We start from the raw sequence: 22,958 nt of genomic DNA on the forward strand, positions 1-22,958 counted from the left end.
CCCGTCCTATCAAAAGGACGAGGCTGAAGTCTCGTGTTACCACCTTAAGTTTATAAACAGCTCACGCTGTCTACCTCTTTGAGTACCTGAAGCGATACTCTAGCACAATAACGGGTGCGGGAATCCGTCGCAGCCTACTTGGCATCTTAGCCGTTTGGTGCGAAGCTCAAAGATGTATTCGCAATCCGTATTCCACGCGCCTCTCATCTGCCGGCTGCTTTCTGTGTGGTCCATCGTATTGCTACTTGTTCTTATCAACGCTTTTACTTGTTTATGAAGTTATTGACTAGTATATGTTGTTTTGTTTTATTTGTCAAGAGGGGTTTTTTTCATTTTTTTATAAGTCCGGATATAACATAAGGCCCTTCTTTTTATTATTTCTCTTCAGGAGTTTTCTGTCAGTGAAACAGCATTCATACCCAGGCTCCATTCTCATCAACCCGGTATCCGTCCGGCGTGATCGTATTCATCAGGCATTCTCCTGAATGATTCAGATAATACCATTCGTTTTGTACTTTTGTCCAGCCGGTTGCCATAGATCCATCCGTTTTCAAATAATACCATGCTCCGTCCCACAAAATCCAGTCTGTTTTCATTGCACCATTCTGGTCCATAAAGTACCAGTTCCCGCCTATCTGATTCCAGTCGGTTGCCATATAGCCAGTCAGTCCGAAATAATACCATGTTCCACTGGCTTTCACCCACTCTTCCTTCGGATATGTCCCATCCTGCCGTTGGAAACGCCAGCCTTCTCCATCTTTTTCCCAGCTTCCCTTAGTTTCATCGGTACGGTTTTTTATTCCATAATCCTTATTAGATCCAGAACCGCCACCGGTACTTGATGATGAACTGCCGCCGGTACTTAATGATGAACTGTCGTCAGTACTTAACGATGAATTGTCGTCAGTACTTGACGATGAACCGCTGTCGGTACTTGATGATGAACTGCCTTGGCTCGGCAACGACTTCCATTTAGCCGCTCTGTGCATACTCAAGATCACGTTGTATTTGGATAGGACGGAATCATCCGCACTGATCATGGTTGCATACCAGTGGGTATCTTGAATATTTGATTGGACTCCGTTGTAATCCTGGCCAAAAACCAGCAGATCGTCAAGGCTGCTGCCAAACTGGAAGTGATAATGCGCTGCTATAGGTGCTGCGCTGTCACCTTCCATACCGGGAACCATAGTGACGAAGTATTTGTAGGAGCTGCCCTCAGAAAGCGTGTCTGCCGTGAAGATGTACATAATTGCGCCCTCAAGACCCTTTCGCATTTTTCCGGTCATGGTATAGCTGTCCTGGGCCAGGATTCCTCCATCCACATCGATCCATGTTAAGAGACAGCCGGTTTCCCCATCCGCAACAACAAGGGAAGACACACCGTTGGTACCGGTCATGCGATACCAATACTCTTTCAATGATGCCGAATCGGGATACATGGCTTTTGCCCGCTGTCCCATCGCTTCGCTTACCGCATAGAAGGCAGCTATGTAAGCATCATAAGCAGTTTCCCATACATCTTCCAGATAGGGGTAATTCGTCAGCATTTCCGCATCCGGATAAATATAGCTCTGCCAGGTTTCCCAATTGCCAACCCATCTTTTCAGCGTGGTATCACCAACAAGTTCCATTTTATCACCAATGGAAACAAGATAAGCATCATCTTCACCATTTTCAAAGATATCATCTGCAGACAAATCCAGCTTAGAGAAGTCATAGTCTCCCGAATCGTCCATCAGGGAGTTGTTGTTTATTTTATCGGATACATCCACGCCGTCTACAATAATAGAAACAGATTCTGCTTTAACAGGTACTGCTTTAACGGATTCAGCCGCACCGTCTACGACTTCAGCAACTGATTCCTCTTTATCTGTTTTTTCGGATTCAGCCCCACCGGATGAAGCTTCAGTAGCTGGTTCCTCTTTATCGCTTATTTCGGATTCAGCCTCACCATCTGCAACTTCAGCAGCTGGTTCCTCTTTATCGATTTTTTCGGATTCACCCCCACCGGTTGCAGCTTCAACGGCTGGTATCTCTTTATCGCTTTTTTCGGATTCAGCCTCACCGGCTGCAACTTCACCGGCTGGTTCCTCTTTATCGCCTTTTTCGGATTCAGCCTCACCGTCTACAACTTCAGATTCAGCCTCACCATCTGCAACTTCAGCAACTGGTTCCTCTTTATCGTCTTTTTCATATTCATCCGCACCAACTACGATTTCAGCGGCTGGTTCTATGGCAAATGCTGATACCGGCATCAAGGAGACTACCAGCATAACTATCAAAGTCAGAGATATAATGCTATTCTTTCTTAACATAAATAATTTACTCCTTTCAATTATCTATTTCTTTTCAGAAATAAGTTAAACCTTGGGCTGTATTGTGACACCGTCTGTTACATAGTTAGTCTAAACTAACTACATGGCAATTTATAACGACCATTATAGGTCGTTTTAATAAATCTTACATAATTTCCAAGTAAGTGAAAGGAAATCCTTTCATCCGATATCAAATACCTCAACAGTTGAATTTTAGTAAATAATTGATCCTGGATAAGAAAAATCCAGTACTGCCCTGTGCGATTCAAAATACGTCAAAGGCATGCACGGGCATAAACCAGCGGGGATCGCCACCGACTTAATAATGAAATAATACAGGAATGAAGTTGTTAGCGCTGTACAACTAAAAATAGCCTAACATAGGTAAAGCCATCATGTCAAGCCACAGGAAATGATACAATTTATCAAACATTTGATATAATATAAGGCAGGATAAAGCAACAAACCTGAATAAAAGTTTTAAAGATGTGGAGTCAACAAACGAGCAATGCGGAAATTTCCGCAGCATTGGAAAGAGGGCCTGAATCATTGGATCAGTGTTTTTTAACTCAAGGTGCAGACTTATCTGCCGAAAGGAACATAGGGAAAGGGCTGACCTGCATCGGGGCAATAAACACAAGATTTACTACCCTAAAGAACGTCAGCCCTGTATCTCTCTGCGCGATTCGCTTTTATTGAAATATCCCATTACATGAAGTTCCTGCATGCCTGCAAAGGAAAACAAACCTTTATCTTAAAGCCGGCTTACAGAAAGTGCATATCCACTTTATCAGTTATATCCGTCCGGCCGGTTGCAGTTGGTTTTTCCCATTTCTTCTTTCATCAGACCTGACATGATTTACTTTACCCAGGCTCCATTCTCATCAACCCGGTATCCGTCCGGCGTGATCGTATTCATCAGGCATTCTCCTGAATGATTCAGATAATACCATTTGTCATGGACATTGATCCAGCCCACCGCCATAGATCCGTCAAGGTTCATGTAATACCATGTTCCGTTCCACATCACCCAGTCCGTTTTCATTGCACCGCTCTGATCCATAAAATACCAGATTCCGCCGACTTCATTCCAGCCGGTGGCCATATAGCCGGTCAGTCCAAAATAGTACCATTTTCCGCTGACTTTTACCCACTCTTCCTTGGGATACGATCCATCCTGTCTTTGGAAGCGCCAGCCTTCGCCATCCTTTTTCCAGCTTCCCTTTGTTTCATCGGAACGGTTTTTTATGCCATAGTCTCTGTCTGAGTCAGAACCGCCGCCGGTATTCTTTCCCGGTACAGGCTCTGGCTCTGGTTTTGGCTCCGGCTCCGGTTTTGGCTCCGGTTCCGGCTTAGGTTCCGGTTCTGGATCCGGATCATTGATTCCCGGCAAATCCGCACCTGCACCTGCCTTCCTTATGACACTGTCCTTTGCCGGACGCAGGAAATCTCCGAATACAATTCTTCCATTAACTCTGGTAAAGCACTCCGCCGGATTCAGGGAAAGGAAGTTATCGGCTGTTATGGCATTCATTCCGTTCTGATAAAAATAATTATTGCTTATTTCTCTGGCTGCAATTTTATCATCGTATACTTTATCAAGGGAGGCACTGTAGGAAGCGGTTCGATATGATACATTATTTACCACTATGCCGTCGGCTGTTAAGTTTCCGTCTGAACCTGTCTTATAAGGACTGGGACGCATGATGATGTTAAAACGCCGGTTATCAAAGGAGGTATTATTTTCGATGGTCAGTTCTCCCGGATTAAAATTATCTGTAATTCCATCCAGATTATTGTGGAATGCCACACTATTTCTTAAGATGTTCCTGACCTCCCGGCCTTCTCCTCCCAGCTTGAATCCGTTGTTCCCATTATTGTATGCCACACAATTTTCAATAATGGTACTTCCGTTGGGACCGTCGGATAAGGTATTGTACAGATCCCAGCCATCATCTGCATTATCATGAGACACGCAGTTTACAAAGCGGTTATCATCGCCGGAACAGGATTTTGAAGCAAATCCATCGGCATTGATCCTTGAGCCGTCAATATTTTCATAAGACTCACAGTTTTCAATCAGGTTATAGGAGGGCCATAATGCCCTGCTGCCCCGCGACTTTGTGATCGTAAGGCCCGCATCACTGGAAGTGTTGTGGATCAGGGAATCTTTCATCACATTGTGACTGCCGTGGATCATCACGCCTCTGCTTCCTTCCACATTCTTACCGTCCACATCAAGACCTGTTACATCCCAGTAATCTGAATCCAGAACAAAGATCTTTCCGCTTCCCGCTATTTTTACCGCCCCTCTTGCAGTCAGTGCTTTCCTGGCATCTTTATTTCCGGACGAACTGATGGGAATCTGGAACGGTCCGTACGTTCCTTCTGCCATGTAGATCGTTCCGCCTGGAACCAGTCTCTTTATAGCTGACTCCATAGACATGGGCGCCTCCATGGTTCCGGCTCCGGAGTCGCTTCCGTCAGGTGCCGTATATAAGTCATTCCCATAGCTTTCCTTTTTCACGCGGAAGGTCTGCACCTTCTCTTTTCCAGCATCAGCACCTTCGCCCGGTACAAAACTCAGTTTGAATTCTGCCTCATCTTCTGTGATAACAGCCGGGCAAGTGAACTGGACCCCTCCTGTGACTTCCTTATTTGCCGCAATGACCGCTCCATCCTGGCTTACGGTCATACGGCCGGACTGATTGGTAAGAGCTGAAACCGTATAAGCAGGGCGATTGGTATAGGCTGCAGATGCCACATAAAGTGACGCAGATTCATCGTCTGGGGCAATATAAGCCGGTGACTCATCCGCCTGTTCTACATCGCTTAATACCAAGGAAATATTTTTCACCGACATACGGGCATTTCTTGCGGCAAAGAATCCCACGTACATGGTATCTTCATCCAGATGAGCCACAATGTTGGGGGTGACATTTTTGTCCGTAAAGGTATAGGTGCTGACCACATTTCCCTCATCATCAAGATGGGAGGCCTTAAACCCTTCATCCGTCCGCTCCAGACGAAGCTTCATCTGGGTCCCATAGAAATTAGACGAATAGGGGGCATCTTCCGGCGCATATTTTTTATCTGCTTTTGATACGGACTTTTCAAAGGTTGCCGTAGTTTTTACGGACTTTAGATTTCCTGCCGGACTGTTAACTCCATAGCGGGCTGCCGCCAGTAAGTTTAAATCCGCATTCAGGGTTTTTCCTGCTGATCCTGCATGAAGTATTACCATATTGGAAGCAGCCGGATATTCCTCATAACCTTCTTCTAAGGGGTCCTTTCTGGGAGCGCCGTTGATATCGCGGACCATAAGGCCTGCACCCTCCTGCTGGTTTGGACCAGTTCCGTTCTCCGGTCCCATTTGCTCTACGGTGACATCAGCAGTCAGGCTGAAATTCTTATTGGCAGGTACCTCTGCATAATAAAAGGTCACACCGTCATGTCCTGCCTGCAGTTTTCCGCCTCTTGATTCAATCACAACATCCTGGACCGGTCTTCCTTCCATGCCCAGAGGCTCACCGGAACCTACCGGCCAGGTGTAGTTGACCCCCACTTTATTGTCCAGTACATTGGAACTAAAGTTTAAATCTGTGGATTGCCCGAATGCCGAGGATCTCCAGAGGACTTCCGCTTCCGGTCCGTTCCAGTTTGCTGCCGGGCCGCTGTTGGTCCAATGGAACGGTCCGCTTCCATTCAGGGCTTTCCACCAGCGGTCTGCTGCTTCTACACGGAATGTGTGATGCTCCGCCGGATCCAGTCCTGTCACCGTAAAGGACGTATTCTTTGTGGTATAAGCGCCGTTGACATGATTAAAGTAATCCCCTTCGGTTGTATACACGGGTTTTCCATCTGCATATACACGGTATGCGTAGATACCTGATTCATCCTCCGGTTCGTTCCATGAAAGGAGGAAATCATTGCCGGATAAGGATACCTTTAATCCACTGCTTTTCCATACCGGCGCAAGGTAATCATAAGCCCTGGTTGTTTTTACGGTTTCTTCCTCGTACTCATAAATCTGGTCCGAATCCGTAAACGCTTCCAGATATACATCGTTTCTGTCCTCCAGCATACGGCCGATGGTCATGCTGATCTCTCCCGCCTCTGGTTTTTCAAGCTGGTAATTATAAACGGTGGCCGCAAGCTCGCCGTTTACATAGGCATGGTACCCCCGTATTCTTGGATCCGCCGCCTTCGCGGATATGAATTTGGCAGTTCCCCATGTGTACCCAATTCCGCTGAATGTGATTTTACCATCTGCCGGTTCTTTGACTTCCGGGTCTTCTCCTCCTGATGTGGTCCAGTCATATAGGAGCCCCAGCACCTTATTTCCCGGAGCATCGACAGCATATACCTTAAACACATAGGTCATATCAGGGGATAATCCACTAAGTTCACAGGAAGTACCGGCCACAGGCTTGGTTACATCGATCAATTCATCATTTAAGTACGTCTCTACAATATACCCTGTGATTCCACCGCTGCCGGTCTCCTGTTCCCCGTCTTCAGCCGCAGGCCATTTTAGTTTCACCCTTCGTTCCGATCCGCTCTTTGAGGCCTCGGACGCACTGGCGACCGCCAGAACATCATCCGGCCATACCGGTTTTGCCATGGCATCATAGGAAACGGCGGACTGAGTCGTGGTTCCCGTAAAACTTAAGTCATTGCAGAATTTTACGGATCCCCATGCCTTGTAATCAGAAGCTGCCGCGTCATTGTCCTTTTTCTCAATTCCCCTCCAGTTCATGACTACATTGTGAAATACGGCATTGGAAACACCCGCCAGCGATTCCGAGCTTTTTGCCAGGGACGGTTCAATGTTGGTAAACGTAATATCCTGGAAATACAAATCATGGTGGGTATGCCATGGCTGGAACATCTTTCCATAATCCACAGATGCCGTTATTTCGAACGTATTCTTTGTAATGGTATCTGCCGTAATATTGTACGCGTCAATCTCATAGAACTCCGCCGGCTTATCTGCCGGTTCTACCGTTACGGCCTGATTGGCGTCGGAGTAGGAGGTACTAAATGTAAATACCTGTTGGGCATCCCCTACGGCGCAGTCGCGGATCAGAATATCAGATACCCCGCCGCCGTTTACAGGAGCGCTTTTGAAGCGGAACGGCATATCACTGTGGTTTAAGACATTATCCTCCACCAGTATTTCACCAATGCCTGCTCCGGTATGGCTGCCTGCCGCAATGGCACCTCCATGGCATTCACGGAGGAAATTATTAAAGGTCCAGATATTGCTTGACGGCCTCTGTTCCGTATCCTGCACGCCCTTGCCCATACCGGTGGCGAAATTGACCGCATCATCTCCTGTGTCGAAGAAATTGTTAAAAACTATTGCATCCTGGGTATTGCCAAGCTCGATTCCGTCCCCATTGTTTGCATCGTATGTAATGTACTTTACATTTTCAGAAACTACATGTTCACTGTCAAGGACCGCGATGGTATGGTTTGCAGGATTTTCCACTGTGATTCCTTCGATATAAACTCCATTCACACCCCGGAGTACGATCAGATTTGGCCTCATGGCATAAGCTTCACTGTCGTTAAGTCCCTTTCCTTTCCCCATATCAAAAGCACTCTTGGCCAATATTCCAAAATTGCTGCTTCCGGAAACCTTGCTGTTGCTTCCTGCCACCCAGTTCTTCAGCGCATATTTTTGAAGCTCTGCTTGTGTCCAGTCAGGATCACCGCTTTGTCTTTTCTGAAAAGCCGGGGAATAACCGTCTCCGCTTATGGTACTGCCGGAACCATATTTCCACCCATTTCCATAAACCGTGCCTTTTCCCACAATGCGGATATTTTCAAACAATCCATTTTCATCTGCGCTGTAGGCATTGATCAGGGCCCAGGACCTGGTATCGGTAGAATAAGGGTATAAAAGATAGTTCTGGTCATAGTGGCTCACATTGGGCGAACCAAAGAGAACCGCTCCCTCTTCCAGTTCCAGAGTCATGTTGCTCTTTAAATACAGAGAACCGGACATATAGATTCCTGACGGAATCACTACCTTTCCGCCTTCGCTGCAGGCATCAATGGCGCTCTGGATTGCCTTTGTATTATTTACGATAAAGGCATCTGTTTCCTCACCGCTGGAGGTGAAGCCTGTTTCTACCGGCTCCGCTCCATAATCCCGGATATCAAATACTTCCGGCGTACCGGTCGTAGACCAGATGACGGATGCCCTGTCACCAAGCTCTGTCCCATCTTTATCCACAGCCGCAACGGAAAAGGTATAACTGGTATCCGGTGAGAGGCCGTCCGCCCGGAAGGTATGGATATCCGTCTTTACCATATCTATCCCCTGGGCATCGTAATAACCATAAAAAGCGTTCATATATGTATTGGCCCAGTCCGCATGCTCCGCGAAATTACTTCTTGCATCTCCTATCTTTACTTCATCACAATAAACATTGTAATTTGCCACATCCTCGTAATTCTCCGGCTTGTCCCAAACCAGAGTTATGGATGTATCATCATAAGCCAGCTTAAGTACTCTTACATTTGTTACATCATAGCTTCCTTCCGATCTGCTGTAACGGCTCTCACCCGTCAGTGAAAGCTCTGCATTGGATGGAGAGGCAGCCGCAACCGATGGCGTAGCCACTGTCTCCAGCACGGAGACAGCCCCGTATGCCTTAGAAGCATCGGCACTAGATGGCGTGGCCGCCGCGTTGGACAGCGTTGCTTCCTTAATGCCATCCAGTGCTGAGGACAACTCTGCATAAGCAGTTCCCCCACCGGATGCTCCAAACTGTGGCAGCATAGCCACGGCAAGGAATACAGCTAATGCCTTCCTGCACCGCTTTAATAAAGCATTCATTATTGTTCCCTCCCAAATAGTAGTGTAAGCGCTTACAGTTCAATATTACAGCGTAGAAAATTAATAATCAACCATATATTTACTTTTATTTCAAACTTTGTAAATAAATCCTAACTTTTATTAGTACATTTACTCAAAACAGTTAAATTTCGTTATGTCTTTACTGTATATTTTTTACATTTTTCTCACTTGCTTTTGGTCATTATTTTCGATATTTCATATGGTAAAGCGCTTACATTTTTCGACATTTTCTGATTACCAGAAAGAATAAACTGATTTCTTGCATGTAATTCGAAACAAACGAAACAATTTTTAAGATTGGGATTGACTGGCAAACAGACGAAAGATTCGTGGGTTTACACGATATGAAGTTATGGAAGATAGTAAAATATTTTGGATTGTGGTAGAATGGATGCATCTAGAATTGCGAACATTACCGCGTTAAAAAGAGCGCACAATTACGAATCCGGAAACATACTGGGAGAAAACCTATGATCACTTTAACTAATAAACAGGCAAGACATTTTATGCTTCTCAAACACGGGCTGCTGGGCGATCACAAATTTAAGGGTAAGCAGGGAGCTTTTGATTTTGTGCGCCAGGCTGGCTGTATTCAGTTTGATCCGGTTGATTCCTGCGGAAAGAATGCGGAGCTTACGCTGCAGTCCCGTGTCAAAGGCTTTACAAAGCAAACGCTTTACGAGCTGCTGTATAACGACCGAATGCTTGTGGATTATCCCGATAAAAATCTTTCCATCATTCCCACAGAGGACTGGCCGTATTTTGAACGTTACCGGAATGCTGCACGGGAAGGCGGACGGCGTTTCAAAGAACTGAAGGAGCTGGAAGCAAACACGAAGGATTACATCCAGGCAAACGGAGCGGTCGGCTCTGACACCCTACCCATACAGGGCAGCATACACTGGCACTCTTCCATTCATTGGAGCGGTAATTGGAGCGGCGATACCAATGCGTCACGGGCGGTGCTGGAGCAGTTATATTCTACCGGTGAGCTGATCATTCACCATAAAAAAGGCTCCCGGAAGTATTACGACCTAACCCATAAGCATTTACCTGCCGAACTCCTTGACATTCCTGACCCGCTGCCGGATGAATTTGAGCATCAAAAATGGCGTGTTCTTCGGCGGATAGGCGCAGTAGGGCTTCTATGGAATCGTCCATCCGATGCATGGTTAAATATTTGGGGGCTAAAAACTCCTCAAAGAACTGAAATGTTCAAAGAATTGCTTGATGAAGGAAAAATTCTGCAAGTCAGTGTAGACGGCTTAAAGGACATTCTTTACTGCCAGGCAGAGGATTTATTTCTTATAGAAACTGTATTACAAACCGATACTTATAAACCCCGCTGTGAACTGATTGCACCGCTTGACTGCATGATGTGGGACAGAAAGCTGATCCGTGCATTATTTGGCTTTGAATACACCTGGGAAATCTATACTCCGGCTGATAAACGTAAATATGGTTTTTATGTTTTACCGATGCTTTATGGGGGTAGTTTTATCGGACGCGTGGAAGCAGTTGCTGACATAAAGAAACGTACGCTGGTTGTCAAAAACATCTGGTATGAGGATGGAATCAGGCAAACAAAAAAGCTTCAGGCAGCCGTTAATGGGTGTATGAAACGATTCGCTAAATTTAATGAGTGTGATGTAATTGACTTTGCGTATCTGGAGGAATGACAGGTATGATCTCTTTTAATCAGACCAGAGGTTCGTGGAGCAAAGGACAGATGCACTGAAAATCGTGCATCTGCGTGATTGTAACCTAACTGTACTTCGCTATGAGCCAGACCCCAAAAGTCTTTCCCGTACAAAAAAAATCGTGTGACTGGAGATCCCACAGCTTTCAAGATATCCTTCAATACCGCCAGAAAAACCATCTACATATTGATAAATCTTTTCAAGATACTCCGGCCTTGATTCCATCAAATACTGTGCGGCACTGTAGGTTTTCATCATGTCATTGTAGGCCTCGTCCCGTGTCAGGTTCACATAGGACTGTATGTAGTTATTCAGGCAGTCCTGTTTATCTGCACCCGCCAACATGAGAAGGAGCAAGGCTACCACCCCAGTACGGTCTTTACCTGCAGAGCAATGGAAAAGCACACAACCGTCCTGATCAGCAGCAATCACATCGAATACGCTTTTTATAGCTTCCTTGCGTTCCAGCATATCCAAATACATATCATCCATGTGTATGTGGTCAACGAACTCCATCTGCGATGCCCTGGATAAATCCGCGTCGTCCAGCAGGGGAATATTGACATTTAGCACACCGCAGCTTGCTCCCAGGCGATCAGGTTTTTCAGCCACTTCTAAGGGGCTGCGCAAATCAATTACAGTGGATACACCATACTCCAGCAGAAATTGCATATCTTTGTCAGTCAGGCGGCTGATATCGTCCGCCCGAAGAAAGCTGTGCCATGAGGTCTGCCCGCCGATGCAGGCAGGAATCCCACCCAGTTCACGAACATTGAACGCTTTTTCCAATGGAAGCCGTATCCAATGTTTCATTGCTTTGTTTATCATAAGATTTTTACCTCCTTAAAATCAATCTTTTTTTGCTGCCCGTGTTGATGGTGGAATCCCTGCAAGGGTAGAGATTTACATTAATTTCTCTAGCTTTGTTGATGATTAAAATGATCATTAAGTTTGTAACAGGACCCAATACACCTACTATAATCCGGAAGATTGCAGGGGCATTATGTGTTATGCCTCCTGGCAAATAGCAGGAAATGTTACTGGAAATGAGAAACGCAATGATCTTCTGTTAGAGAGCGTCACGTACCCCAATCATGCATCCACACAGTTTGCCTATGAGAGGAAAATTAGTATTGAAAATACTGCCACATTAAATTGCTATTTTATTCATAAAATGTTTACCGCTTATCACGTTTATTCTGATCATTAAACTGTTGCATACATTGCTACGAAACAAACTCTGACCCTATGCGTCTTTCTTAGCTTTTTGAGCATATGTTCTTTTTATCGATATTTGCATTATAATACTTTCAATTCAGGCTGTCAACGCGCTTTCGAACATATGTTTTTTTGCAGATTTAAAGCTATCATTTAAGGGTAAGCATCTTCTTTTGGAAACATCTTCTGAAGAAATCCTTTTCTTATCTGCTTTAGATTGTCTTATTCTTCTTGCTGAAACTCGATAGTGTTATCAAGCTTATTCAGAAAGCTTGCTATTTGAAGTTGTTCTTTAGGTTTTGGTATTGATACCATATGATCATGGACATCATTCCTATTTAACGTAGGCACCCCGCTCTCAGAACTAAACTTTGACAAATCAATATAATTATACAAATGATAAACATATCTAGGAGAATTATCTAAAAAATCAGTAACCCATAGAGAAGTATTATGTGGCCAGTAGTCCTGTTCAACATATACCACCTTTCCGATTGAACCTGAGCGACCAGTAACAGCTCCAGTGCCTTAGCTTTAAAATCCGAATTCCATACACCAATTCCATTAGAAAAAACAACAGGGTAAGGTCCTTCAATAATCTTCCCCATAGGCAAATCAAAACCACGCTGTAAAGGAGCAACATCTTCACAGCAATTCATTTATCTGCACATGTGCAAAAAGTGAGAATGAACGGTCGTATCTTCTGTCAACTCTGGATGGAAAGCACAAGCCAGCATATTCTTTTCCCGGGCAGCCACGATTTTTCCATCAACCTTTGCCAAAACCTCCACACCCTGACCAACATCCACAACATATGGCGCACGGATAAACACCATCGGAATGATTCCAGTGCCGCCGAATTCCGATTCAGTTTTGAAGCTGGCCAGTTGCCTTCCGTATGCGTTGCGTTCCACTGTAATGTCCATACAGGCAAGATGGCTTTCACCTCCGATAACCGTTTTCGCCAGCAGGATCATGCCAGCACAGGTACCCATCACAGGGAATCTGCTCTGAATCATTTGAAGGATTGGCTCCTTTAATTCTAATTCCCGCATCAACTTTTCCATCACCGTGCTTTCGCCGCCGGGCAAAATTAAGCCGCTCATCTCTTCGGTAAAATCTGCCCGTTGCCGGATTTCAAAGCTGTCTGCCCCCAGTTTGGACAACATCTTTTCATGCTCTATAAACGCGCCCTGTAAGGCAAGTATTCCAATTCGCATGGTGCTCACTCTACTTTCCGCGTTCCGCCATCAAGAGGGCGATTTCCTGCTCGTTGATACCTACCATCGCTTCACCTAAGTCTTCGCTAAGTTCTGCGATCAGCTTTGCATCATTGAAATTGGTAACAGCTTTTACAATGGCGGCAGCACGTTTTTCCGGATTGCCGGATTTAAAGATACCAGAACCCACAAACACACCTTCCGCTCCCAGCTGCATCAGCAGCGCGGTATCAGCGGGAGTCGCCACACCTCCGGCGGCAAAGTTCACCACAGGCAGTTTGCCGTTTTGTGCCACCCATTTCACCAGATCCAATGGGGAAGCCAGTTGTTTCGCGGCTTCAAATAATTCATCCGCCCGCAATGCAGTGAGCATCCGGATTTCGCTTTGAATTTTCCGCATATGCCGCACGGCCTGCACCACATCGCCGGTCCCTGGCTCGCCCTTGGTACGAATCATCGACGCGCCCTCGGCAATGCGGCGCAATGCTTCTCCTAAGTCTTTCGCACCGCAGACAAAGGGGGCGCGGAATTTAGTTTTGTCAATGTGATAGATGTCATCAGCCGGAGAAAGTACTTCGCTTTCGTCTATGTAGTCGATTTCGATGGCTTCCAGAAGCTGCGCTTCCACAAAATGCCCAATGCGTACTTTTGCCATTACGGGAATGGAAACCGCTGCTTGAATCCCTCTAATCATTTTAGGGTCACTCATCCGGGAAACGCCACCTGCTGCCCGAATGTCGGCGGGGATCCGCTCCAATGCCATCACAGCACACGCACCCGCTTGTTCAGCAATTTGCGCTTGTTCCGGGGTACTGACGTCCATGATCACGCCGCCCTTTAGCATTTGAGCCAGATTTTTATTGAGTTCATATTGCTCTGACATGATAAATCCTCCTGGTATTTTAGAGTCTAAGTTAATATCCTTATTATGCTCTAAAACTGGTCTTATCGAAAGTGCCAGTTTGTGTTTATTTAAAAATACCAGTTAGAAATTTTTTGTGCAACTGCTCATCCGTATTTACATCCTTTGAGCCGCGTCCAAGGCCAGATCTGAGCGCACGCATTCATCAGGAAGCATCGCCAGTTGAACACTGAGCGGGCTGCCCTTCATCCGTTCCGCCGCATAAGAAAGGCCGTTGGTACGCTCATCCAGAAGTGGATGGTCTATCTGAGCCGGATCTCCCAGCAAAATGACTTTAGTGCCCTTGCCCACGCGGGTAACAATTCCTTTTACCTGCCGTGGAGTCAGATTCTGTGCCTCATCGATAATAAGCCAGGTATCGGTGATGGAACGGCCGCGCATGAAATTCATGGCCTCGGCTGAGATAATGCCTGTCGTAAAAAGATAATCGATTCTGCCGTGCAGTTCTTTTTCGTCCCAGCGGGATTCCTGGGGCCCATGGTCTAAGAGTATTTCAAGGTTATCCACGATGGGGCGGAGAAGAGGAGAGATTTTTTCCTGCTCACTTCCCGGAAGGAATCCAATATCCTGATCAAATTGCGCATTGGGGCGGCAGATGAGAAGCTTGCGATATTCTTTCTGCGCCTGCTCCACTGTTTTTTCCAATCCGACCGCCAGAGCGTAAAACGTCTTAGCCGTGCCCGCAGGACCCTTTACAATCACTAAAGGCGCCTCATCAGCGGGAAGCATTAAGGCCTCCTGCAAAAACTGCTGGCCTATGTTACGGGCTTTTACCCCGAAAGGGCGGATATTCTTGTAGGCCAGCGCTACAACTTTCCCCTTCTGATAGCGGCCCAGTATCGTCTTTTTTTCCGAAATATCCGAGCGGATCAGTACAAACTGATTCTCAATAAGTTTTAACGGGGCAAATATCCCATCATCATCCACGGTGTAAAGCAGTTCCGCCGGCACTCCTTTTTTCTTAAAAGAAGACAGGGCTTCATCGGGAGCATATACTTCCGCTCGCCCGGTATACTGTCCCGAAGAAGCGGGAACCTGATCGGTAGTAAAGTCCTCCGCAGGAATTCCCATCATCTGCGCCTTGATCCGGACTACAATATCCCGGGTAACTAAAATGACAGATTCCCCTTGATTGCACAACCCCTTGCACACTTTCAGGATGCGGTTGTCCTGGCTATTGGGCTGCATGCCTTCAGGCAGAGGAACGTCCACATGGTTTACTTCCAATCGGAGAAATCCACCGTTTGAAAGGGGAACGCCCTCAGTGAGGTTTCCGGAAAGACGCAGATGTTCCAGTAACCGAATCGCTTGCCTGGCGTTGCTGCCGCATTCTCCATCGGAGTTTTTAAGCCTGTCAAGCTCTTCCAGTACTGCTAAAGGAAGGACAATGTAGTTCTCTTCAAAGGATTCTAAAGCGTAAGGGGCGTGAATCAGTACATTGGTATCCAGCACATAAGTTTTTGGCATTATACTCCTACTTTCTGCATTTGTTTTATTTTTCACTTTGAGTGACAGGCTATATACAATAATCACAGTGTTAGAAGAATCAGTTGATTTCAACGTACCTATTCTTTAGTCTGTCGAACCATTGGGCAGATTCATATCCCATTCGTTCCGACAATGCCACAACCAGCCCATCTACTACAGCAATGGGGGCAGACATGGAATGGTATTCCTTTTCCTCACCCTGGTAAACATACAGCTGTATATCAGCTTTTTGCTTATCCGGTACATATAGCCTGCTGGTAAAGGCCAGCGTACGGTAAGCAGCTATTTTCTGATACTTAAGAATCATATGTCCCTCCCGGGAAACTCTGGAAATATTAAACAGGATGACAAGGTCTCCTGCTCCTGCCTGTGCCAAACCTTCAAGCACCTCAGCGCCACCGGCTGGGAGAAGCACCACTGAAAGCCCAAGGCGGCGCAGGCGGAAAAACAAAAGCTGTCCCAGAGAGAATGAGGCATTTTTTGCATAAATAAAGATGCTCTTTGCCTCCTGAATCGACTTAATAGCACACTCAAACTCCGATATGTCCAGCTGCTCCAGGGTCTTTTGTAAGCAATGCTGCTGCCCCAAGAACCAATTTTGCAGAGTGAATCCAGCCTCCTGCAAAAGCGGTGCAGCTATTTTTTGCACCGGCCTGTGTTCCGTACTTTGTTGTATTACTACATGCTTAAGCTCCTTAAAATCCTTGCAGCCCACATGGCGTGCAAAACGGGAAACCGTGGCATCCGACAGTCCCAAACAGGCTGAAAGCTGCCCGATGGTCATAAACAAAAATACGTCGGTATGGCTGCTGATATATTCTATAATTTTTTGATCTGCACTGGTCAGTTCTTCCGGCAAAGCCGGAAAATGCAGTTGCATAAAGCCACCTCCTCTGCGCTGCGGATACTTCTTAATCATGCAGCCTTATTGTTTCACTTCCAGTATAAATACACAATGTAAACTTATCCATCAAACCGAAGTAAAATGAAAGTAAACTTTCTCAGAACGTCAATAAGAAAGACAATTCATGTAAACTTTAATACATGCCTGCTGCTTATTGTTTAAGTGGCTATGTGGGAGTCGAAAAGAAAGAAGAATGGAGGAAGCGGCCTTGTAATTCCCAGCTAGTTCCAGTTTCATTTAAATGGCTGATAAAGCAAGGTGACATAGCGATTTTGCTGCTGTAATAGATATGATAGAAGGTATAGAGGAAGGAACGGTCAGTTATTCCACGGACATGGAATATTAATAAACGACATCTAATACACCAAAAAAGCTGCTATTAGAAGCCAAAATGTTTTTGCCTGGTGTAATTTAGGTTCTTTTGAATATGTCAGGTAATACCGTAGTATAAGTATTTTATGTGCTTACAATATCATGCGGAAAGAACATGCAGAAATAAAAAGGCTGGGCTGCAGTTTTTATCACATACCACGCTGCAGCCCAGCCTTTTTAGAAATAAATGTTTGAGGTGGAAGTGTAATTTTCTAGCCCCACTCCCTTTTATTCAGCAATCACCAATTCAATACCGCTGTCCTCTATGCTTTCTTTATATGCCTTACTGATCGCCCCATCCGTAATGATCACATCAATCTGATTGCTTTCCGCAAAGGTCACAAACGAATTCCGGCCGATTTTATCACTGCTTCCCAGGATGAAAACCTTATCCGATATTGACACAAGCAGCTTTTTCATCTCCGCCTGTCCCACGTCCGGGGTTGTCGCTCCCTTTGCCAGAGTAAAACTGTTTGTACCCATAATTGCCTTATCAACAACCAGATCCTGAAACGGTGCGGTGCCAAAGCCGCCTATGGTACAATTATAATGCTTGCGGATGACACCTCCGATGAAATAAACCGTAACATCCTCAAACTGGTCAAGCAGAGCGGCAATGCTTAAGTCGTTGGTCACGACGCGGAGATCCTTTTTACTGCCCAGATACTTGGCAAATGCATAACAGGTACTGCCCGTATCCACAGCAATTGTATCTCCGTCGTCAATGAACTTTACCGCCTCCCTGGCTATCGCCTCCTTGCATTCGGCAGCTTCTCCCCGTTTTTGCGGCTCTATTTCAAATGCCGACTTGGATATCCGCATTGCCCCGCCATGGGTCCTGAGCAATAGCTTTTCGTTCTCTAAATCTCTTAAGTCGCTTCGGATTGTTGCACCTGATACATTGAACAGTTCACTTAAATAGGCTACCGTCACCTTCTCGGTCTCCTGCAGTAAATTCAAAATCATCTGCTTTCGTTCTTCCATAAATACGGTTTCTTTTTCATTCATTTGGCTTCACCCCTGCTTTTACTATATCTAATATACTATAAATATCTGAAAAAATAAAGTCAGGAGAAGGCCAATTGTCAATCGGATATTCGCAATCCGCTTCGATGCCTGCCTAATGAGGTTAAAATCGTATCACATGCTTGAGTCCGTTTGATTTCACCGCTTCATGAAACGCCGTCTGATAGTCGCCTATCTCATAGACATGGGTAACCAGCTGCTTTAAGTCGATAACGCCGTCTGCTGCAAAATCCAGGACTTTGCGGTACTGGCTTAAGCTGGCTCTGGTGCTTCCATGGATACTGATCTGCTTATAGTGGATTAGGTTGGAATTGATCGAAACCATCTCCCGGTCTTTTGGCAGGCCTCCAAAGAACAAAACTCTGCCGAACAAGCCTGCCAGCTCGATGGCCATGGACTGCATTTCTCCCGACGGACAGGCAACAATGATCACATCCGCACCCCGGTTTTTCGTCAGACCCATCACCGTCTCACGCAGGGAATCTGCCTCTATGGTCTGCATATACGGATACAGAGACTTACAGTAAGCCAGGCGTTCTACGGATAAATCATTCATCATGACCATGCCTGCTCCCTGCATCTTTGCCAGCATTCCATGCATCAGACCGATCGGCCCTGCTCCGATCACCAGCACTTTATCCCCGGGATGAATTCCTGCCTGCTCCTGTCCGTTGTACACACAGGAAAGCGGTTCTGCCACAGCCGCCTCGTCAAAGCCCATGTGGTCCTCCAGAATTTTTATATTTCCCTGGATAACCGCAGCTTTCGGAATCCTGACATATTCGGCAAATCCCCCGTCTAAGTTGATTCCAAGCGCCTGATAATCCGCGCACAGATGGGTATTGCCGGACACACAGCGGTCACAGGTTCCGCAGCCCATATTGGGGGCCACGGCAACCCTCATGCCGGGACGATAGCCCCGTACCTGTTTGCCAGCCTGTTCAATGATCCCGCTGATCTCATGTCCGATGATCAGCGGATGATCCTTATCGATTCCTGACGCACCGTTTTTGTACATCCGGATATCAGTTCCGCAAAGCGCCGCACTCTTTGTCTTTATCAGAACTTCATCCTCGGATATTTCAGGTACATTTACGTCCTCCAGACGCAGATCCTCTTTTCCATATAATCTTATCGCTTTCATAAATACTCCCTTATATTTCTGCACGCTCTGCATCTGCAGGACGTTTCCTGCAGGACGTTCCCTGCGGTACAATTCCTGCAGCATGCACCTTAAAGTTTCACAATCTCTCCGGTGACAATGGATTCATTTCCGGCATTGACCACCTTTACGGCCATCAAACCGTCCTTCCCTGTCACTTCCGGTTCCCGGTCATTTAAAATCGCCTGGATAAAGCTGATGTCTTCATTGATATAAGCCTCCCGGAACAGGTGGGTCCAGCTGTTCACAACATCCATTTTACCAACCTTATTTTTGGTATAAATGACTGTGGACTTATCCTTTAGCTCCCCTAATGTGATCAGTCCTCTGGTTCCCAGTATTTCCACGCGCGCATCGTATCCATAGCCCACTCCCTGGGCGCCGTCAATGCTTCCCAGAATGCCATTGTCAAACTTTGCATTCAGTATTACGTTATCATAAAAATCTGGGAACTCTTCTTTCGCCTCCATGCACCGGTAATTTCCAGCCACAGCGTATACGGTCTGAAATTCTCCTTTTGTAAACCAGCGCAGCGTGTCGATGTCATGGCTGTTAACTTCTGCGAGGGGACCGTTGCTCTTTTTAATATCATACATCCATGGCTTGGGTATGCTTGGGCCCCTTGTGAGAGATTTAACAAGCACCACATCACCGATCTCCCCTTCCTCCACAAGCTTCTTCCCATAGACAAAGCTGTCATCAAATCTCCGCATGAACCCGATTTGAAGCTTGACGCCGTTTGCCTTTGCGGCAGCGATCATCTCCTCGCACTCTTTCTCATTCATGGCCATTGGCTTTTCACAGAGAATGTGTTTCTTTGCCTTTGCGGCCGCTATCACAATCTCACGGTGAAACACGGTGGGCGTGACAACGACTACGGCATCGATCTCTTCATTTTTCAGTGCTTCCTTATAATCTGTGTAATACAGTGAAATCTCCAGCTCCTTCACCGCCGCCTGGCATGCAGCTTCCGAAGGATCACAGACTGCCGCCATTTTCGCATAGGGTACACGGGATACGAAATTTCTTGCATGAATCATTCCTGCACGCCCTGCGCCGATCAAACAGATATTTATTATGTCTCTCATCCTTATTTCCCCTCACCGCTGTTCAATCAGCGTTTCTTTAAAAAGCTTACCAAAACTCCGGATATGATGGTTCCCACGATAATTGCCACAAGGTAGAGCGGCAGATTGGAAACTGCCCCCGGAATAACAAATACAAAGGCTCCGCCATGAGGAACTGCAAGCCCGCAGTTAAAGATCATGGAAAGCGCTCCGGTAACCGCTGCTCCTATGGTAACAGAAGGAAGTACACGGACCGGATCGGCTGCCGCAAAGGGGATTGCCCCCTCGCTGATAAAAGAAGCTCCCAGGATCCAGGCCGTCTTCCCCGACTCAATTTGGTCTGTGGTATAACGATCCTTTGCAATGATGGTGGAAAGTGCCATTGCTAACGGAGGAACCATACCCGAGGCCATAACCGCCGCCATGACCGGTGCTGTCTCTCCAGGTGACAAGGTCGTTAAAGATGCAACCCCAAAGAAATAAGCTGCCTTTCCGATGGGCCCAGCTAAATCGACCGCCATCATTGCCCCAAGAATCAATCCCAGAAGGGCGGAATTCACACCGGATAAGCTGTTTAAAAACTCTGTGATCCAAACATTCAGCGCCTTAAACGGAGTACCGATGATAAAAATCATGGTAAGCCCTACAATTACAGACGATAAAAACGGTACGATCAAAACAGGCATCAGGCCCTCCAGACCCTTTGGCATTTTAATCACCTTTTTTAAGAATAATGCCGCATATCCGCCTAAAAATCCACCGATCAGCGCTCCTAAAAATCCCGCGTTCAATGTGCTGGCAAGCATACCGCCCACCATGCCGGGCAGAAGGCCGGGCCGGTCTGAGATGGAGTGTCCGATAAATCCTCCCAGAATTGGGAACATCAGGGCCATGCAGACTCCGCCGCCAATCATGCTGAAGGCCTGTGCTATCGGCCCCTCCGAATGGATGCCGCCGAATGCAAAAGAAAGGGCAATACAGATGCCTCCCGCCACGACAAAGGGAATCATATAGGAAACACCTGCCATCAGATGTTTGTAGACACTGACCTTTTGTTTCCCATGCTGCGCTGTATTCGTTTCCATACCTGCCTCAGCGTTCTTGTAAATATAGGTACTTGCCAGTGCCTTCTCAATGATCTCACCGGCCTTGTTGATCCCGTCCTCCACATTGGTCTCATACAGACGCTTTCCATGAAACCGTTCCTTGTTGACACCGGTATTGGCTGCGATAAGCACTGCATCTGCTGCGGCAATGTCTTCCGCTGTAAGTACATTTTCCGCACCAATGGACCCCTGTGTCTCAACCTTGATCTCGTGTCCCATGGCCTTAGCTTCCATCATAAGTTTCTCTGCAGCCATATAAGTATGTGCGATTCCTGTGGAGCAGGAAGTAATTGCTACTAATTTCATAAAGAAACCCCCTCTTCTAAAATAGTGAACAGCTGTCTTTTATCCTCACATGCCAGTAAACGGCTTCTGAATTCTTCATGCATCAGGCTTCTTGCAAGCTTTGCCAATATCTTTAAATGCAGATCCTCTGTTGTGTCCGGAACTGCAATCAGAAAGATCAGGGAGGCAAGGCTCCCATCCGGAGCATTAAAATCCACACCCTCTTTGCTTTTCGCAAAAACCAGGGCTGGCCTCTTGACTGTGTGGCTCTTACCATGAGGAATTGCCACCTGCACGCCGATTCCCGTAGGTCCGACCGCTTCCCGCTCCATCACTGTCTCAAGGAAGACCGCTTCGTCTTCGATCCGGCCTTCTGCCTTTAGCAGGGCAATCATATCAGTCAGACATTTCTCCTTATGGCCTGCCGATAAATCTGTAATCATTAAATCTTCATTGATTAAAGCTGAAATTTTAAGCATGTTTGTTCCCCACCCTCATCTTTTAATAGCCGGACTTCAAAGCTTCACGGTAGCCTTCCAGTATCTTAAAACTGCTGCTGGTGCCGATGCGTTCAGCTCCGGCTTCAATCATCTGCCTGCAGGTTTCCCAGTCACGTATTCCTCCTGCTGCCTTCACTTTGATTTCTTCTCCTACGGCCTCATTCATCAGCCTCACATCTTCTGCAGTGGCCCCGCTTGTACCAAACCCGGTAGAGGTCTTAACAAAATCCGGCTTTACTTTTTTGGCAATCTCCGCTGCTTTACGGATCTCATCTTTTTCGAGATAGCAGTTTTCAAAAATAACTTTGCTCAAGACACCTGCTTTTCGGCAGATATCGCAGATCCGCCTCATCTCTTCTTCTATGTAATCATAATTACCGTTTTTCAGTTCCCCGATATTGATTACATAATCAATTTCATCCGCCCCATGGGAAATCGCATCCTGTGTCTCGAAGCACTTTGTCTCGATGGTTGTCTGTCCCAGAGGAAATCCGATTGCGGCCCCCACATGAACCGGAGTATCCTTTAACAGGGATTTGCAATAGGCAACCGGTGAGGAGTTAATCGCAACCATCTTAAAACCATTCTCTTTTGCCTCCCTGCACAGCTGATCAAAATCAGCTTTTACCGCACCGGCTTTTAAGCAGGTATGGTCAAACAGATTTGCCAGCTTTGCTTCCGTCAACTCGCTTAGTTTCATTCTTTCATTTCCTTTCTTTTTGTTTTTGTTTGGTTTCATATCTCAATTTTATATTATCATATTTTTTGTATTTGTCAATAATATACTTTCATATATTTT

15 protein-coding genes, 1 pseudogene and 1 other annotated feature are annotated in these 22,958 nt (G+C 46.3%); of the genes and pseudogenes, 1 reads left to right on the forward strand and 15 read right to left on the reverse strand.

Annotated elements, in window-relative coordinates; genetic code table 11:
* Positions 1-10: 10 nt before the first annotated feature.
* Positions 11-267: a binding site (T-box leader), on the reverse strand.
* A 146-nt stretch (positions 268-413) separates the two neighbouring features.
* The 3 genes and pseudogenes from RT269_RS16570 to RT269_RS16575 all read right to left on the reverse strand — a co-directional run.
* Positions 414-2,318 (reverse strand): hypothetical protein, encoded by a 1,905-nt coding sequence (locus RT269_RS16570; RefSeq protein WP_313184194.1) that lies wholly within the window; start codon positions 2,316-2,318, stop codon positions 414-416.
* Positions 2,319-3,177: 859 nt separating this feature from the next.
* A complete protein-coding gene (locus tag RT269_RS30415; protein ID WP_442913824.1) occupies positions 3,178-3,381 on the reverse strand; it encodes a hypothetical protein in 204 nt (67 codons plus the stop codon).
* A pseudogene (locus tag RT269_RS16575) lies at positions 3,361-9,168 on the reverse strand (fibronectin type III domain-containing protein); the annotation flags it as partial. The gene RT269_RS30415 and the pseudogene RT269_RS16575, both read right to left, overlap by 21 nt.
* A 491-nt stretch (positions 9,169-9,659) precedes the next feature.
* Between RT269_RS16575 and RT269_RS16580 the strand changes: the two are divergent.
* Positions 9,660-10,868, forward strand: a complete 1,209-nt coding sequence (locus RT269_RS16580; protein WP_313184198.1) for a winged helix-turn-helix domain-containing protein — start codon at positions 9,660-9,662, stop codon at positions 10,866-10,868.
* 99 nt (positions 10,869-10,967) lie between these two features.
* Here the strand turns inward: RT269_RS16580 and RT269_RS16585 are convergent, their stop codons facing one another.
* The 12 genes from RT269_RS16585 to deoC all read right to left on the reverse strand — a co-directional run bounded on the left by RT269_RS16585 (position 10,968) and on the right by deoC (position 22,859).
* On the reverse strand, positions 10,968-11,717 hold the full coding sequence (locus RT269_RS16585) for a tyrosine-protein phosphatase (protein WP_313184200.1): 750 nt from the start codon (positions 11,715-11,717) through the stop codon (positions 10,968-10,970).
* Positions 11,718-12,329: 612 nt separating this feature from the next.
* Positions 12,330-12,602 (reverse strand): restriction endonuclease subunit S, encoded by a 273-nt coding sequence (locus RT269_RS30420; RefSeq protein WP_442913825.1) that lies wholly within the window; start codon positions 12,600-12,602, stop codon positions 12,330-12,332.
* A 164-nt stretch (positions 12,603-12,766) separates the two neighbouring features.
* Positions 12,767-13,327: a pyridoxal 5'-phosphate synthase glutaminase subunit PdxT gene (pdxT, locus tag RT269_RS16590; RefSeq protein WP_313184201.1), complete on the reverse strand. Its 561-nt coding sequence runs from the start codon at positions 13,325-13,327 to the stop codon at positions 12,767-12,769.
* A 10-nt stretch (positions 13,328-13,337) separates the two neighbouring features.
* Positions 13,338-14,210, reverse strand: a complete 873-nt coding sequence (gene pdxS, locus RT269_RS16595; RefSeq protein WP_334308555.1) for a pyridoxal 5'-phosphate synthase lyase subunit PdxS — start codon at positions 14,208-14,210, stop codon at positions 13,338-13,340.
* A 135-nt stretch (positions 14,211-14,345) separates the two neighbouring features.
* Positions 14,346-15,716, reverse strand: coding sequence for a PhoH family protein (locus RT269_RS16600; RefSeq protein ID WP_313184202.1), 1,371 nt, complete (start codon positions 15,714-15,716; stop codon positions 14,346-14,348).
* 79 nt (positions 15,717-15,795) lie between these two features.
* Positions 15,796-16,617, reverse strand: coding sequence for a MurR/RpiR family transcriptional regulator (locus RT269_RS16605; RefSeq protein ID WP_313184203.1), 822 nt, complete (start codon positions 16,615-16,617; stop codon positions 15,796-15,798).
* A 624-nt stretch (positions 16,618-17,241) separates the two neighbouring features.
* Positions 17,242-18,021 carry a DeoR/GlpR family DNA-binding transcription regulator gene (locus tag RT269_RS16610; RefSeq protein WP_313184205.1) on the reverse strand — a complete coding sequence of 260 codons (780 nt, stop codon included), beginning with the start codon at positions 18,019-18,021 and terminating at the stop codon, positions 17,242-17,244.
* Positions 18,022-18,142: 121 nt separating this feature from the next.
* Positions 18,143-19,183, reverse strand: a complete 1,041-nt coding sequence (locus tag RT269_RS16615; RefSeq protein ID WP_313184207.1) for an alcohol dehydrogenase catalytic domain-containing protein — start codon at positions 19,181-19,183, stop codon at positions 18,143-18,145.
* A gap of 89 nt (positions 19,184-19,272) precedes the next feature.
* On the reverse strand, positions 19,273-20,289 hold the full coding sequence (locus RT269_RS16620; RefSeq protein ID WP_313184209.1) for a Gfo/Idh/MocA family oxidoreductase: 1,017 nt from the start codon (positions 20,287-20,289) through the stop codon (positions 19,273-19,275).
* A gap of 26 nt (positions 20,290-20,315) precedes the next feature.
* Entirely contained in the window at positions 20,316-21,680 is a 1,365-nt protein-coding gene (locus tag RT269_RS16625; protein WP_313184211.1) for a PTS fructose transporter subunit IIC, read from the reverse strand.
* Entirely contained in the window at positions 21,677-22,138 is a 462-nt protein-coding gene (locus RT269_RS16630; protein WP_313184212.1) for a PTS sugar transporter subunit IIA, read from the reverse strand. Before RT269_RS16630 ends, RT269_RS16625 begins: the two co-directional genes overlap by 4 nt.
* Before the next feature lie 22 nt (positions 22,139-22,160).
* Positions 22,161-22,859 carry a deoxyribose-phosphate aldolase gene (deoC, locus tag RT269_RS16635; protein WP_313184214.1) on the reverse strand — a complete coding sequence of 233 codons (699 nt, stop codon included), beginning with the start codon at positions 22,857-22,859 and terminating at the stop codon, positions 22,161-22,163.
* Positions 22,860-22,958: the final 99 nt, after the last annotated feature.

The organism is Lacrimispora sp. (assembly GCF_032078915.1).
In the GTDB taxonomy this organism is placed as follows: Bacteria; Bacillota; Clostridia; order Lachnospirales; family Lachnospiraceae; genus Lacrimispora.

Bases quoted from the DNA above. Each gene is read 5' to 3' on its own strand.
- RT269_RS16570 (WP_313184194.1), bottom strand. From the start codon at position 2,318: ATGTTAAGAAAGAATAGCATTATATCTCTGACTTTGATAGTTATGCTG.
- RT269_RS30415 (WP_442913824.1), bottom strand. From the start codon at position 3,381: ATGGATCAGAGCGGTGCAATGAAAACGGACTGGGTGATGTGGAACGGA.
- RT269_RS16580 (WP_313184198.1), top strand. From the start codon at position 9,660: ATGATCACTTTAACTAATAAACAGGCAAGACATTTTATGCTTCTCAAA.
- RT269_RS16585 (WP_313184200.1), bottom strand. From the start codon at position 11,717: ATGATAAACAAAGCAATGAAACATTGGATACGGCTTCCATTGGAAAAA.
- pdxT (WP_313184201.1), bottom strand. From the start codon at position 13,327: ATGCGAATTGGAATACTTGCCTTACAGGGCGCGTTTATAGAGCATGAA.
- pdxS (WP_334308555.1), bottom strand. From the start codon at position 14,210: ATGTCAGAGCAATATGAACTCAATAAAAATCTGGCTCAAATGCTAAAG.
- RT269_RS16600 (WP_313184202.1), bottom strand. From the start codon at position 15,716: ATGCCAAAAACTTATGTGCTGGATACCAATGTACTGATTCACGCCCCT.
- RT269_RS16605 (WP_313184203.1), bottom strand. From the start codon at position 16,617: ATGCAACTGCATTTTCCGGCTTTGCCGGAAGAACTGACCAGTGCAGAT.
- RT269_RS16610 (WP_313184205.1), bottom strand. From the start codon at position 18,021: ATGAATGAAAAAGAAACCGTATTTATGGAAGAACGAAAGCAGATGATT.
- RT269_RS16615 (WP_313184207.1), bottom strand. From the start codon at position 19,183: ATGAAAGCGATAAGATTATATGGAAAAGAGGATCTGCGTCTGGAGGAC.
- RT269_RS16620 (WP_313184209.1), bottom strand. From the start codon at position 20,289: ATGAGAGACATAATAAATATCTGTTTGATCGGCGCAGGGCGTGCAGGA.
- RT269_RS16625 (WP_313184211.1), bottom strand. From the start codon at position 21,680: ATGAAATTAGTAGCAATTACTTCCTGCTCCACAGGAATCGCACATACT.
- RT269_RS16630 (WP_313184212.1), bottom strand. From the start codon at position 22,138: ATGCTTAAAATTTCAGCTTTAATCAATGAAGATTTAATGATTACAGAT.
- deoC (WP_313184214.1), bottom strand. From the start codon at position 22,859: ATGAAACTAAGCGAGTTGACGGAAGCAAAGCTGGCAAATCTGTTTGAC.